At 66.8% G+C, this 13704-nt stretch carries 13 protein-coding genes; 4 read left to right on the top strand and 9 right to left on the bottom strand.

All coding sequences use genetic code 11. The annotated features are described in order from the left end of the window. Positions 1 to 283 precede the first annotated feature (283 nt). Both O6P39_RS03865 and O6P39_RS03860 read left to right on the top strand, forming a co-directional pair. Positions 284 to 1459 carry a TIGR03862 family flavoprotein gene (locus O6P39_RS03865; RefSeq protein ID WP_275610110.1) on the top strand — a complete coding sequence of 392 codons (1176 nt, stop codon included), beginning with the start codon at positions 284 to 286 and terminating at the stop codon, positions 1457 to 1459. 59 nt (positions 1460 to 1518) lie between these two features. Then, complete coding sequence (locus O6P39_RS03860) at positions 1519 to 2124, top strand: GNAT family N-acetyltransferase (RefSeq protein ID WP_275610109.1); 606 nt, start codon at positions 1519 to 1521, stop codon at positions 2122 to 2124. A 452-nt stretch (positions 2125 to 2576) separates the two neighbouring features. Here the strand turns inward: O6P39_RS03860 and O6P39_RS03855 are convergent, their stop codons facing one another. From O6P39_RS03855 to O6P39_RS03815, 9 genes are all read right to left on the bottom strand, one after another. Further along, a complete protein-coding gene (locus O6P39_RS03855; protein ID WP_275610108.1) occupies positions 2577 to 4049 on the bottom strand; it encodes an aldehyde dehydrogenase family protein in 1473 nt (490 codons plus the stop codon). Positions 4050 to 4074: 25 nt separating this feature from the next. Next, positions 4075 to 4893, bottom strand: coding sequence for an ABC transporter permease (locus O6P39_RS03850; protein WP_275610107.1), 819 nt, complete (start codon positions 4891 to 4893; stop codon positions 4075 to 4077). 1 nt (position 4894) lies between these two features. Then, positions 4895 to 5806 (bottom strand): ABC transporter permease, encoded by a 912-nt coding sequence (locus O6P39_RS03845; protein ID WP_275610106.1) that lies wholly within the window; start codon positions 5804 to 5806, stop codon positions 4895 to 4897. A gap of 132 nt (positions 5807 to 5938) precedes the next feature. After that, complete coding sequence (locus O6P39_RS03840; RefSeq protein WP_275610105.1) at positions 5939 to 7081, bottom strand: spermidine/putrescine ABC transporter substrate-binding protein; 1143 nt, start codon at positions 7079 to 7081, stop codon at positions 5939 to 5941. A 50-nt stretch (positions 7082 to 7131) separates the two neighbouring features. Next, complete coding sequence (locus tag O6P39_RS03835) at positions 7132 to 8247, bottom strand: ABC transporter ATP-binding protein (protein ID WP_275610104.1); 1116 nt, start codon at positions 8245 to 8247, stop codon at positions 7132 to 7134. A gap of 382 nt (positions 8248 to 8629) precedes the next feature. Further along, positions 8630 to 9448, bottom strand: coding sequence for a LuxR C-terminal-related transcriptional regulator (locus tag O6P39_RS03830; RefSeq protein ID WP_275610103.1), 819 nt, complete (start codon positions 9446 to 9448; stop codon positions 8630 to 8632). Between the two features lie 158 nt (positions 9449 to 9606). Further along, positions 9607 to 10992 (bottom strand): DEAD/DEAH box helicase, encoded by a 1386-nt coding sequence (locus O6P39_RS03825; protein WP_275610102.1) that lies wholly within the window; start codon positions 10990 to 10992, stop codon positions 9607 to 9609. Between the two features lie 50 nt (positions 10993 to 11042). Beyond that, a complete protein-coding gene (locus O6P39_RS03820) occupies positions 11043 to 11519 on the bottom strand; it encodes an NYN domain-containing protein (RefSeq protein ID WP_275610101.1) in 477 nt (158 codons plus the stop codon). Between the two features lie 92 nt (positions 11520 to 11611). After that, positions 11612 to 12298: a DUF2076 family protein gene (locus O6P39_RS03815; protein WP_275610100.1), complete on the bottom strand. Its 687-nt coding sequence runs from the start codon at positions 12296 to 12298 to the stop codon at positions 11612 to 11614. 143 nt (positions 12299 to 12441) lie between these two features. Here O6P39_RS03815 and O6P39_RS03810 point away from each other — a divergent pair, with 143 nt between their 5' ends. Continuing rightward, positions 12442 to 13110, top strand: a complete 669-nt coding sequence (locus tag O6P39_RS03810) for a YciC family protein (protein WP_345774674.1) — start codon at positions 12442 to 12444, stop codon at positions 13108 to 13110. Between the two features lie 90 nt (positions 13111 to 13200). Further along, positions 13201 to 13641 carry a VOC family protein gene (locus tag O6P39_RS03805; protein WP_275610098.1) on the top strand — a complete coding sequence of 147 codons (441 nt, stop codon included), beginning with the start codon at positions 13201 to 13203 and terminating at the stop codon, positions 13639 to 13641. The last annotated feature ends 63 nt before the right edge of the window (positions 13642 to 13704 follow it).

The following is a 13704-nucleotide window of genomic DNA, read 5'->3' as shown; positions in this document are numbered from 1 at the left end:
GGCAGAGCGATCCGCTTCCGTGGATGATCCGCGCCCCTCCGCACGCCCGCGGTTGTCCACGGCAACTGTGGAGCAGCCTGTGGATAAGCTGCGGGAAAGCGCGTGCAGCGCCGATGCGCCCGGCGTTCCGCGGCACTGGCTGGAAAATGTTCAGCCGCCGGGCGAGGCCGCTGCGCTAGAATTGCGCCCCGATCGCACCTTCCCGCCTGGCCACCGCATGACCCACACCCCAGCCCCCACTCCTCGTACCGCTGCCATCATCGGCGGAGGCCCCGCCGGCCTCATGGCCGCCGAAATCCTGGCCGGCGCCGGCGTGAAGGTCGAGCTGTTCGATGCCATGCCGTCGGTCGGGCGCAAGTTCCTGCTGGCCGGCGTGGGCGGCATGAACATCACCCATTCGGAGGCGCGCGAGCCTTTCCTCTCGCGCTACGGGAAACGCGCGCAAATCCTCGCGCCGCTGATCGATGCCTTCGACAACCAGGCGCTGTGCGCGTGGATTCACGGCCTGGGCATCGACACCTTCGTCGGCACCTCGGGCCGCGTCTTCCCCACCGACATGAAAGCCGCGCCGCTGCTGCGCGCCTGGCTCAAGCGCCTGCGCGACGCCGGCGTGGTTATCCACACCCGCCACCGCTGGCTGGGCTGGGCTGCCGAGGGCGCCCTGCTGGTCGACAGCCCGGAAGGTCAGCGAAGTGTCAGCGCCGACGTCGTCGTGCTCGCCCTGGGCGGCGGCAGCTGGCAGCGCCTGGGCTCTGACGGCGCCTGGGTACCACTGCTGGCCGAGCGCGCTGTGGATATCTCGCCGCTGCGTCCAGCCAACTGCGGTTTCGAGGTAGAGGGCTGGAGCGAGTTCTTCCGCGACAAGTTCGCCGGCGCGCCGGTCAAACCGGTAGCCATGTCCATCGCCGGCAGCGAACCCCGCCAAGGCGAATTCGTAGTCACCGCCGGCGGCATCGAAGGCAGCCTGGTCTATGCACTGTCCGCCGCGATCCGCGAGTGCATCGAACAGCACGGCCGCGCCACGGTGCATCTCGATCTGCTGCCCAACCGCAGCCAGGAGCAGGTGGCGAAGGCCGTAGCGCAGCCGCGCGGCTCCAAGTCCATGGCCAACCACCTGCGTGGCCGCCTCGGTCTGGACGGCGTGCGCGCCGGGCTGCTGCGGGAGTTGTCCACAGCCGCCGACTACGCCGACCCGCAACGCCTGGCCACGCTGATCAAGGCCCTGCCGCTGACCGTGGTTCGCACCCGTCCGCTGGACGAGGCCATCAGCAGCGCCGGTGGGGTGACCTTCGAGGCGCTGGACGAAAACCTGATGCTCAAGGCACTGCCGGGCGTGTTCTGTGCCGGCGAGATGCTCGACTGGGAAGCGCCCACCGGCGGCTACCTGCTCACTGCCTGCTTCGCCAGTGGCCGCGCCGCCGGGCTCGGCGCCCTGCGCTGGTTGCAGCGGGAAAACTGAGCACTGCACAACTGGAACTATGGTGCTAGATTGCAGACTCCCACCCAGGAGTCGCCTGCATGCCACTGACCTTCCGCCGTGCCTGCCCTGCCGACGTCGACGCCACCATCCCACTGATCTACAGCTCCGGCCCCGACGCCTTCGACTACGCCTTCGCTCGCCCCGGTCGCAACAGCGCTCAGGACTTCCTGCGCTACGCCTTTCTCCAGGGCGGTGGCCAGTTCGGCTGGCGCCAGCACTGGGTCGGTGAGCGGGACGGTGAGGTGGTGGCGGCGGGAACGGTGTTCGGCGGCGAAGTGAACCTGGGCTACATGCTCGCGGCGACCCGGCAGATCCTCGGCTACTTCGGGCTCGCCTCGCCGCGGGTGATAGTCCGCGGCCTGCAACTGGAACGGATCATCTGCCCGCCGCCCCGGCGCACGCTGTACCTGGCGCACCTGGGCGTCACCCCGGACCTACGCGGCGAAGGGCTGGGCAGCCAGTTGATCGACCATTTCCTGCAGCAAGGCCGCCACCTCGGCCTGCCGATGGCGGCGCTGGATGTCTCGGTGGCCAATCCCAGGGCCCAGGCACTCTACGAGCGCCTCGGCTTCAACGTGCAGGTCGAGCGCACCTCGACGCTGCCCGGCGTCTCCAGCCACCGCTACATGCAGCGGCCGCTGTGAGCCCTGCCTGGGCATAGTGCCTGGAAGGCTCTTCGTAGGATCGAGGGGACGCCTAGGCGCCCCCGTCTCTCCTACGGGAGCGCACCTTCCGCCCTGGCTCTCGCTCTTAAAGACTTCCAGAGAAATATCCGATCACTCCGGCCGGCCCCTTTCAGGAGGCCTCGTTGAATTGAAGTTTCAGGGGTTGAGCGACATGGATGTCGCGAGAGCTGCGATGGGCCAGGAATGGCCCTTCGCAGCGTGCCTCTGAAACTTCGATTCGACGAGGGTATTTTTCGCCCCAAGCGAAAAACCGGATGGAGGGGCAAGCCTTTTGGTTACTTTTCGGCGCTTGGACAAGTGACTCGCCCGAGGGGGCGAAACAAGAAACATCCGAGTACGCCGAAGCGGCGCAGACACACCGAACACCGCGGCGGATAACGCCTTAGGCGTTATTCGCCCTACGCTCTCGCCTACTTCAAGTACCACCCCCACGGCTGCTCCGAGACGTACTCGGTCACCTGCTTCACCTCCAGGTAATTCTCCAGTCCCCACACGCCCAGCTCGCGGCCGATGCCGCTCTGTTTCATGCCGCCCCAGGGCGCCTGGGTGAAGGTAGGCTGCGAGCAATTGACCCAGACAATCCCCGCGCGCAGCCCATCAGCCACCCGCGCAGCGCGCTGCGGGTCGCCCGACATCACCGCACCAGCCAGGCCGAAGCGGCTGTCGTTGGCCAGGCGCAGGGCATCGGCTTCGGTCTTGAAGCGCTTCACGCAGAGCACCGGGCCGAAGATTTCCTCGCGCCAGATCAGCGCGTCCTCGGTCGGCTCGTCGAAGATCGCAGGCTCGATGAACCAGCCCTGGTCCAGCCCCGTCGGGCGCTTGCCGCCGGTGAGCAACCGGGCGCCACCGACGCTGCCCTTCTCGACGAACCCCAGCACCTTCTCATGCTGCCCCTGGCTGACCAGCGGGCCGAGCAGCACGCCCGGCTCCAGGCCATTGCCGATGGTAATCGCGCGGGTCGCTTCCACCAGGCGCTCGATCAGGCGCGGCGCGATGCCCTCCTGCACCAGCAGGCGCGAGGTGGCGCTGCACACCTGGCCCTGGTTCCAGAAGATGCCGAACAGAATCCACTCCACCGCCGCCTCGACATCGCTGTCGTCGAAGACGATGAAGGCCGACTTGCCGCCCAGCTCCAGGCTGACGTTCTTGATGTCCTGGGCCGCCGCCGACATGATCCGCGAGCCGGTCGGCACGCTGCCGGTGAAGGCCAGCTTGTCCACACCCGGATGCTGGCTGAGCGGCCCGCCGGCGTCCGCGCCGAGGCCCGGCAACACATTCAGCACACCCGCCGGCAGGCCCACGGCGTCCGCCGCGGCGGCCAGTTCCAGCGCACTCAGCGGCGTCAGTTCCGATGGTTTGAGTACACAGGTGGCGCCCGCCGCCAGGGCCGGCGCGACCTTCCAGGCTGCCATCAGCAGCGGATAGTTCCAGGGAATGATCTGCCCCGCCACGCCCACCGGCTCCTGGCGGATACGACAGCGAAAACGCTCGTCGGGCAGGGGCAGAGCCTGATCCTGGCGCTCGTCCAGCTCGCGCGCCAGCTCGGCGTAGTAGCGGAAGCAGCCGATGGCATCGGCCACGTCCCACTGCGCCTCGGGCAGCGGCTTGCCGTTGTCGCGCACTTCCAGTTCCGCCAGCGAATCCTGGTTGCGTTCCAGCTCCCCGGCCAGCGCCTCCAGCCACTCGGCGCGCTCGCTGCCACGGCTCTGCCCCCAGCCGCGATTGAACGCGGTACGCGCAGCGCGCACCGCATGGTCGACATCTTCCTCGGTGGCCGCCGGCACTTCGCGCAGTGCCTGGCCGTTGGCCGGGTCGAAGCTGGTGAAACTGCCACCCAGGTCCGGCCTGACCCATTGCCCGTTGATATAGAGCTGGTCACGCATCCTCGAGTCTCCTAGAAGTCGGCCCTCAGGCGGCCTGAACGCCGGTGCGGCGGTTCTGCAGGTAGCGGGAAGTGAACAGCAGCGCCAGGGAGGCGCAGATGATCACCGTGGAGATGGCGTTGATCTCCGGCGTGATGCCCCGGCGGATCGACGAGAAGATGTAGATCGGCAGCGTGGTTTCCGAGCCGGCGACGAAGAAGGCGATGATGAAATCGTCGAAACTGAAGGTGAACGCCAGCAGGAAGCCGGCGAGGATGGCCGGGGCGATCTGCGGCAGGGTCACCCGCCAGAAGGTGTCCAGCGGCGGCGCGTAGAGGTCGGCGGAGGCTTCCAGCAGCGACTTGTCCATCGCTTCGACGCGGGTGCGAACGATCACCATCACCAGCGCCATGGTGAACAGCGAGTGCGCCGCCACCACGGTGCCGAAGCCCATGTTGAGTTTCGGCAGGCCGATGTCCAGCAGCGCCAACAGCGGGTTGATCACGTCGAACAGGGTGATGAAGGCGATCAGCGTGGCGATGCCGATGACGATGCCCGGCACGATGATCGCGCAGTAGGTCAGCGCGTCGAACAACAGGCGCACACGCTTGCCGACCCGCTGCAGGCCGAACACCGCGAGAGTGCCGAACAGCGTGGCGATCAGCGCCGAGCAGGTGGCGATCATGGCGCTGTTGCCCAGCGCTTCCATGATGAACGGGTTGCCGAAGGCGCGGCCGAACCACTGTACCGAGCAGCACTGGAAGCTCAGGCCGCTGCGCCCTGCGTTGAAGGCGAAGAGCATGATCAGCGCGATGGGCGCATAGAGGAACAGGTAGACCGAGGTGGAGTAACTGCGCAGCCACATGTCAGAGCACCCCGTCGTTGCGCGAGCCGCCGAAGCGGGCCACGAGTTTCAGGTAGACGCCGATGATCACCAGCATCATCGCCACCAGGGTCATCGCCACCGCGCTGCCGAAGGGCCAGTTGCGCGATTGCAGGAACAGGTCGACCAGGGCGTTACCGACGAAGAACACCTTGCCGCCGCCGAGGATCGCCGGGATCAGGAACTCGCCCATGAGCAGGATGAACACCAGCATCACCCCGGTGATCACCCCCGGCGCGGACAGCGGCAGGGTGACCCGGCGGAAGGTCTCGAAGGCGCTCGCGCCGAGGTCGCCGGAGGCCTCCAGCAGGCGCTTGTCGAGCTTCTCCAGGGTCACGTAGATGGGGAACACCATCAGCGGCAGGTAGCCGTAGACGATACCGATCAGCACCGCATAGGGCGTGTTGATCAGGCGCACGTCGGCGATGCCGAAGCTCTCCAGCAGCGCCGGGATGCCCCGGCCGCTGAGGATGAAGATCCAGGCGTAGGTGCGGATCAGGAAGCTGGTCCAGAACGGCACGATCACCAGCGTGAGCAGCAGCGACTTGTTGCGCCGCACCTTCACCGCGAGGAAGTAGGCCAGTGGATAGGCCGCAAGCAGACAGGCCAGGGTGCCCAGCGGCGCCAGGGTCAGGGTGTTCCAGAAGGCCTGGGCACGGGAACCGAGGTTCAGGTAGTTCTCCAGCGTCAGCCCGCCACCGTAGCCGCCCACGGCGCTGCGTTCGCCGAAGCTGAAGACCAGGATGATCACCAGCGGCATCAGCAGAAGCAGCAGGAACCATAGTGTGGACGGCAAGAGCAGCAGCAAGGTGACGCGACGGCCGAGGCTTTTCGCGCGCGAGACCGTGGGGGCCGCCCGGGTCTGCGGCAACGGAGCGCTGACAGCGATGTTCATGTTCGATTCCCTACGCATAGGAGTTGCTCGGAGCCCTCTCCTGTAGGAGCGAGCTTGCTCGCGAATGAGTTTCCCGGCAGCTCGGGAGCTGGGCGGGTTCGCGCGCAAGCTCGCTCCTACATGAAGCCCCCGTCAGGCGGCCTTGAACCGCGCCATCAGTTCGGCGCGCGCCGGGCTGGTGAGAGTCGCCGCAGCGCCGAATTCCAGCGGCGCCAGACGCTCGGCCGCCGGGTACATGATCGGGTCGTCGAGCATCGACTGGGAGAGCAGCGCATCGACGCGCTTGTCCCCGCTCGGGTAGCCGTGGGCGAGCACCTCCAGCTTGTTGTGCTGCGGGTCGAGTAGGTAGTTGATGAACGCGTAGGCGGCGTCCTTGTGCTCGGCGCCCTTGGGAATGGCGAAGAAGTCGCTCCAGATCTCGCCGCCTTCCTTGCCCAGCACGAAGGTCATGTCCGGGTTGTCGCGGTGCAGTTGGGAGGCGTCGCCGGTCCAGGCCATGGCCATCCAGGCGTCGCCATTACGCAGCGAAGGCTGGATGTCGGAGTTGATCGCGAACAGGTGCGGCTTGGCCTGGATCAGCAGCTTCTCGGCCTCGGCCAGCTCCTTCGGGTCGAGCGAGTTGAAGCTGTAGCCGTAGTACTTGAGTGCGTTGCCGATGGCGGTGAGCTGGTAGTCGTGGACGATGGTGCGGCCGGAGGCGCTGGTCAGCGTCAGGTCCCAGAACTGCTTCCAGGAATCCGGATTGCCCTTGACCTTGCTGGCGTCATAGACGATGCCGGTGGTGCCCCAGTTCTTCGGCACCGCGTAGACCTTGCCGTCCACCGTGCCCTGGGCCATGAAGCGTTCCTGGAAGGCCTTGGGATCGAAGTTGGGGATGCGCGAGAGGTCCAGCGGTTCGATCAGCCCGAGCTTCACGTAGGTGCTGATGGTGTAGTTGGTCGGCACGAAGACGTCCCAGCCGCTGCCGCCGGCCTGCAGCTTGGCGAGCATCTCCTCGTTGGAGCCGAACACGTTCATCTGCACCCGCGCGCCGGTGGCCTTGGCGAAGGCGTCGAAGTTTTCCTGGCTGTGGTAGTTCGGCCAGGTGGCCAGGGCCAGACGGTCGCCAATGGCGGTGCTCTCGCCGGCATAGGCCTTGCCGGTCAGCAGACCGGGGGTGTTGGCGGCGACCACCGCCATCGCCAGCCCGAGGCCGGTCTTGCCAAGGAACTCGCGCCGCGTGATGGAGCCGTTCTCCCAGCTGCGCATCGTCTTGATGAAGCTCTTCTTGTCCATCGTCACTCCCCGCCTGTCTGCTGATTGTCGTTATGGTTGGATCGTTGAATTCACAGAGCCATGGCCAGGCCGCTGGCCTGGTTCCAGCCGACCTGCACCGGCGCGCCGTGCTCGAACGCCTCGACTTCACCACCGGCCTTGCGTGGCACGCGCACGCAAACGATGCCGAAGGCGTCAGTGCGCACGCGGTATTCGGTGAGGTTGCCCAGGTAGATGCGGTCCTCGACACGGCCCTTCAGGCGCACGTCGCGCGGCAGGTCCGAATCGGCGGCGGCGATGCCGACCAGTTCGGGGCGCACCGCGATGCAGCCCTCGGCCTGGGGCGCCAGCGAGGGGCCAGTGGGTGTCGGTGGGCTGCTCAACTCCAAGCCAGCCGAGGTGCTCAGCACCACACGCTCGCCCTCGAAGCGGCGCACGGTACCGGAGAACAGGTTGGATTCGCCGATGAAGTCGGCCACGTAGCGGCTCGCCGGAGTTTCGTAGAGCGCTTCGGGGGTGGCGGTCTGGATGATCAGGCCGTCCTTCATGATGCTGATGCTGTCGCTCATCGACAGCGCCTCTTCCTGGTCATGGGTGACCAGTACGAAGGTGATGCCGACCTCGCGCTGCAAGCGCAGCAGCTCCGACTGCATCTCCTTGCGCAACTTGCGATCGAGCGCAGCCAAGGGCTCATCGAGCAGCAGTACGGTGGGCTTGTTCACCAGCGCGCGAGCCAGCGCCACGCGCTGCTGCTGGCCGCCGGAAAGCTCGTGCGGCTTGCGCGTACCGAAGCCGGACAGGCGCACCATCTCCAGCGCCTCGTCGGCCATGCGGCGCTGCTGCGCGCGGTCCGGGCGCGGCGTGCGGTAGCGCAGGCCGTAGGCGATGTTCTCGGCTACCGTCAGGTGCGGGAACAGCGCGTAGTGCTGGAACACCATGTTCACCGGGCGCTGGTGCGCCGGCACGCCGGCCACTGCCTTGCCGGCCAGCAGCACCTCGCCTTCGCTGGGCTGCTCGAAGCCGGCGATCATCCGCAGGGTGGTGGTCTTGCCGCAGCCGGAGCTGCCGAGGAAAGAATGGAAGGCGCCGCGCTTCACCTTGAAGCTCAGGCCGTTCACCGCCGGCACACTGCCGTAGCGCTTGACCACGTTACGGAATTCGATATCGAAGTCCTGACCGCTCTCCATCACCGCGCTCCCACTTTGTTCTTGTTGGTGGTCACGCTAGCAATGGGGCTTTCGGGGTGTATATATCCCTCGGGGGATAGATGGCGGGATTGAGCTTTTTTCTGTAGGAGCGAGCGTGCTCGCGAACAGACTTCCCGATGACTCCGACGCTGGGCGGTTCGCGAGCAAGCTCGCTCCTACAGAAGGACGGAAGGCACGGCACGAATGTCGTCCGGAGCGTAGGGCGTATAACGTTCGACGTTATACGCCGTTTGACCTTGATTTCCGGGCACTCCGGTCCCGGCACTGGTGCCGGCTTCAGGGCACTTCGGGCTCAGCCGTGGAGCCGTCACGACTCAAGGTGTATCGGCGTACAACCGCGAACGGTTGTACGCCCTACGGGTTAGCCCACCGCAAGCATCCCACCCGCCGCATCCCGCCCCGCCAGCTCGCGGATGAACAGCCCGAGCAGCTCCGACTGGCTGCCGATACCGAGCTTGGCGTAGATGTTCTTGCGGTGGATCTTCACCGTGCCGGGGCTGATGTCCAACTGCTCCGCCACCGAGGCGCTGGAGTGGCCGCGCAGCAGCAGCTGGACGATTTCCTGCTCGCGGGCGGTGAGCACCTGGGCGCCGAACTGGTCGAAGGCCTCACGGATCTGGTAGTCCAGGTCCTGCGCCGGGCGCGGTTGCGCACGCCGCAGCTCCCAGGCCTCGCGCACCACCTGCTCGACCACCGGGCGCGCGCACTCCAGCAACTGCATCTCGTCGCGGCTGTAGGCGGGGCTGGAGGTCTTGCGCATCAGCGAGAGCACCGCCGTGGCGCCGTCGGCCAGATCGACGAAGAAGGCGATCTCCTCGGTCAGGCCGGTCTGCTGGTAGTAGGTCTGGTAGTACTCGCCCAGGTAGAAGTGGTCCGGTGCGAACTGGCGCAGACGCCATAGCCCCGGTGCCTGGTTGCGCGTGCAGGCGAGGTAGAAGGGATCGAGCAGGTAGGGGCCGACCTGGTAGTCCTCGACATAGACGTGGCGGACATCGGCCGGGAAGGTGTCGAACAGGTCCAGCGGCCGGTGGTTGCCTTCGTAGACGAAGAGCACGAAGTTATCCACCGCGCAGACCTGTTGCAGCCATTGGCTGAGGCCGAGCAGACGCGGACGACCGGGGGCCAGCGGGAGCAAATGGGCGACTCCGCCGGTCCAGGCTTTGAGTTCCTTGTGGCGCATGGGCTGTCGTTCTTGTTGTGTGCGCGATGGGCACACTATAGGCGTTCGGGATTCCACACGGAAATGCAGCTTTTGCGCCACACCGCCGAATGCCACGAATTTCCCGGACTCAGCCCCCTGCTTCGCACCGCAATGGAGCAGGCGCGCGCCTTATCGGCTCACGGGCGGCGACCGCCCTTGCCGCCACCCGGCTTGCCAGAAGACGACTTTCCGCCGACGGGCTTGCCGCCGGCCGGTTTACCACCGAGCCCGAACCCCGGCGCCTTGCGCACCGCCTTGACCTGCGGCTTGTCATCCAGCAGCGAGCCCAGGTGCACCTTGCCCTGCTTGCCGTCCGGCACCTTGGGTTGCTTGGGCTTCTTCGGCTTCTTCAGCACCTGGCCGCCCGGCGCGGTGACCGGCACCCGGTGGTCGGGCTCGAAGCCGTCCTCGTCGCGGCGCTGAAGGGTCTGGCCGATCAGCGTCTCGATGGCCGCCAGTTGCTGTACTTCGTCAGCACAGACCAGCGAGATCGCCTGCCCCGTGGCGCCGGCGCGGCCAGTACGGCCGATGCGGTGCACGTAGTCCTCGGGGACGATGGGCAGGTCGAAGTTGACCACCAGCGGCATCTCCTCGATGTCCAGGCCGCGGGCGGCGACGTCGGTGGCGATCAGGAAGTCCACCTCGCCGGCCTTGAACCGCGCCAGGGCGCGCAGGCGCGCCGGCTGCGGCTTGTCGCCGTGGATCGAGTCGGCGCGTATGCCCTCCTGCTGCAACAGGCCGACCAGTTCGTCGACGCCCTTGCGGGTCTTGGCGAACACCAGCGCCTGGCGCCAACCCTGCTCGCGCAGCAGGTGCAGGAAGAGTTCAGCCTTGCGCTTCTTGTCCACCGTGACCAGATGCTGCTTCACCGTCCTGGCCGCCGTGTTGCGCGGCGCCACGTCGATGGTCAGCGGGTCGCGCAGCAGATTGCGCGCCATCTGGCGGATGGCGTCGGAGAAGGTCGCGGAGAACAGCAGCGTCTGCCGGCGCTTGGGCAGCGCGGCGAAGACTTCATCCAACTCGCGGGCGAAGCCCAGGTCGAGCATGCGGTCGGCTTCGTCCAGCACCAGGGCCTGGAGCTGGGTGAACTTCAGGGCGTTCTGCCGATAGAGGTCGAGCAGGCGGCCGGGAGTCGCCACCAGCACGTCGACGCCTTTGCGCAGCTTCATCATCTGCGGGTTGATGCTGACCCCGCCGTAGGCCACGGCGGTGCGCAGCGGCACGTGCTGGCCGTAGGCGCGGAAGCTCTCGTGCACCTGCTCCGCCAGCTCGCGGGTCGGCACCAGCACCAGCGCGCGAATGGAGTTGGCCGCCACCTGCGGGCCTTCCTGCAACAGCTTCTGCAGCAGCGGCAGGGCGAAACCGGCGGTCTTGCCGGTGCCGGTCTGGGCGGCGGCCAGCAGGTCGCGGCCCTTGAGCACGGCGGGGATGGCCTGGGCCTGCACCGCCGTCGGGTTCTGGTAACCGAGCCCGTCGAGGGCGCGCAGGAGAGGATCGATCAGGCCGAGGGTGGCGAAGGTCATGGAGCGCTCGCAGAAACGAATCGGAATGGGCGGCATTGTAGCCGCAAGGGTCAGGAACGCAGCAGCAGCGCGCCTTCGATAGGCACGTAGCGGCTGGCCGCGCGGATCAGCGCCTGGGCGGTGAGGCCCGGCACGCCATAGGCGGTGGCGTCGGTGCCGCCGGCACGGACGCGGTCGAGCAGCAGGTCGAAATCACCGTCGCCGGAGGCCAGGACGATCTCGTCTACCTTGGGCGCGGCGTCGAGAATGTCGATGGTGATACCCACGTCCCAGTCGCCCTTGGCCGAGCCATCGGCGCGCTGGATGTAGGGCTTGAGCTTCACGGTGAAGCCGAGCTTGCGCAGGATCTGCTGAAACTGCTGCTGCCTGGCATCGCCCCGGTCGATGGCATAGGCGTAAGCCTGGACGATGCTGCCCTGGGCGCTCAGCTCGGCCCACAGGGCCGCGTAGTTGAAGTGGCAGCCGTAGGCCTGACGCACGGTGTAGTAGAGGTTCTGCACGTCGGCGAACAGGGCGATGGACTTCAACGAAAACTCCGGAACGAAAGCAGCGGGGGCGCATTATCGACGCAGCGCCCCGCCCCCCGCCAGTCCCGGCGGGCGGGACAGCTCAGGCTCGATCAGCTGAACATGTCGCCGTCGTCGTCGAAGAAACTGGTGTCATCGCCATCGCTGTAGTTGTCGCCGTTGTCGGCGTAGCGATCGCCTTCGCCCAGCGAGTCATCGAAGTTCGACGGCTCCGGCTGCACCGGCGCCTGCTCCTGGATCACCTCGACGATTTCCTGCGGCTGGTTGTGGTGGAACATGCTGGTCAGCAGGTCCGCCACCATCACGCCGCCGGCCACGCCCGCCGCGGTCTGCAGCGCGCCGCGCAGGAAACCGCCGCCCTGGGGCGCGGCCTGGGCAGGCTGGGCCGGGCGGAAGTCGTTGGGATTGCTGGCGTAACCGGCGCTGCCGCCGGGCTGGGAGAAACGCGTCTGCCCCCAGCCGTCTGGGCGCTGCTGGGTTTGCGCCGGGCGCGGCTCCTGGCTCTGGCCACCGCCGAACAGGCCGGCGAGGAAGCCGCCGCTGCTCGGACGGCTCTCCTTCGCCTGGGCTTCCAGTTCCTTGACGCGCTGATCCAGGCGCTTGATCGCCGCTTCCTGGATCAGCATCGCCTGGGCCATGTAATAAGGCGCCGCCGGCTGCTGCACCAGATGCCGGTTGATCTGTGCCTCGGCCTGGGCGTCGCGCGGCGCGGTCTGCGCCTCGGCGTCGCGTAGGCGGGCGAACAGACCATCGATCAGGGATTGCTCTTCGGAATTCATGGCGGGCCTCGAGTGAGCGGGGTGTTGAACAGAAGATTGGATCGGGACGGCAAAAAACAAGTTCCGGTGACGGAAATGTCCTACCTTCAACTGAAGGTTTGCTTAAGTTAGAGTCGAGGCCCGTCGATCCGTCTCCCATGCCGATGAATCCCATCTCAGTCCTGCGCGACACCTGGTTCTTCTTCACCCGTCACATCGGCACGCTGCTACCGCTGTGCCTGCCGTGGATCATCGTGGAAACGCTGGTCCAGCAGCAGATCGACGTCAACGTCGACTCGCAGAACTTCGCGCCCTGGGGCATGGCCGCCGGGCTGGTGTTCTATCCGCTGTACACGGCCAGCCTGATTCTCTTCATGATCGATGCCGGCGAGGGGCGCGAGCGGGGAGTCCGCGAGCTGTGGAATGCGGCGCTGCGGTTGTGGCCGGCGTTCGCCCTGCTCTCGGCGCTGAGCTCGCTGCTGATCCTGGTGGGCCTGGCGCTCTACGTGCTGCCGGGACTGTTCTTCATGGTCAAGATGACCTTTTCCGAATTCCTCCTGGTGCAGCGCGGCAACTCGCCCATCGACGCCATGCGCGAGAGCTTCCGCCTGACCACCGGGCACTTCTTCCTGCTGCTCACCACCACCCTGGTGATCCTCGCGCCGGTCTGGATGGCGGAGGGCTGGATCAGCCAGGTCGCCCAGGACTCGCCCGGCCTGGGCGTGCTGCTGCACTCGCTCAGCGGTTTCTTCCAGTTGCTGGTGACGGTGGCGGCCTACCGCATCTTCATCCTCGGCCCCGGGCGCGAGGAAAACGAAGGGCGCGAGGCCTGAGGCCCGCAGCAATCGGCAACACTTCCCCACGGCGAACGGTTCGTTCGCCTTCTACGCTGGAGCCTCCCGCCTTTTGACTGGAGACTCCCCGTGAGCGACCAACCGAGCTACCCGCCCAGTTGCATTTCGCACATTTCCATTGGCACCAATGACTACGCCCGCGCCAAGGCGTTCTACGACGCGGTGCTGCCCAGCCTGGGCTGCCAGCCGATCATGGAACACCCCGGCGCCGTGGCCTACGGCCGCGAATTTCCGGAGTTCTGGGTACAGACACCGATCGACGGGCGACCCGCCAGCGTCGGCAACGGCACCCACGTCGGCTTCATGGCCAACTCCCGCGAGGAAGTGGACGCCTTCTACCGCGCGGCGATAGCCGCCGGCGCCACCGACGAAGGCGCCCCCGGCCCGCGTCCGCTCTATGGCGATCCCTACTACGGCTGCTTCATCCGCGATCTGGACGGGCACAAGGTCGAAGCCTCGTTCTGGGACATGGCGCTGGCGGGCGGCGGATTCGACTCGCACTCGCATTGAGCGGCTCTACCTGTAGGAGCGAGCTTGCTCGCGAACAGCGCCAACTGGCGCTCAAAAAACTTC

The sequence above is a fragment of the Pseudomonas sp. PSE14 genome (assembly GCF_029203285.1).
Classification (GTDB): domain Bacteria; phylum Pseudomonadota; class Gammaproteobacteria; order Pseudomonadales; family Pseudomonadaceae; genus Pseudomonas.
Note: the sequence above shows the minus strand (reverse complement) of the source record. Positions and strands in the feature narration are given on the sequence as shown.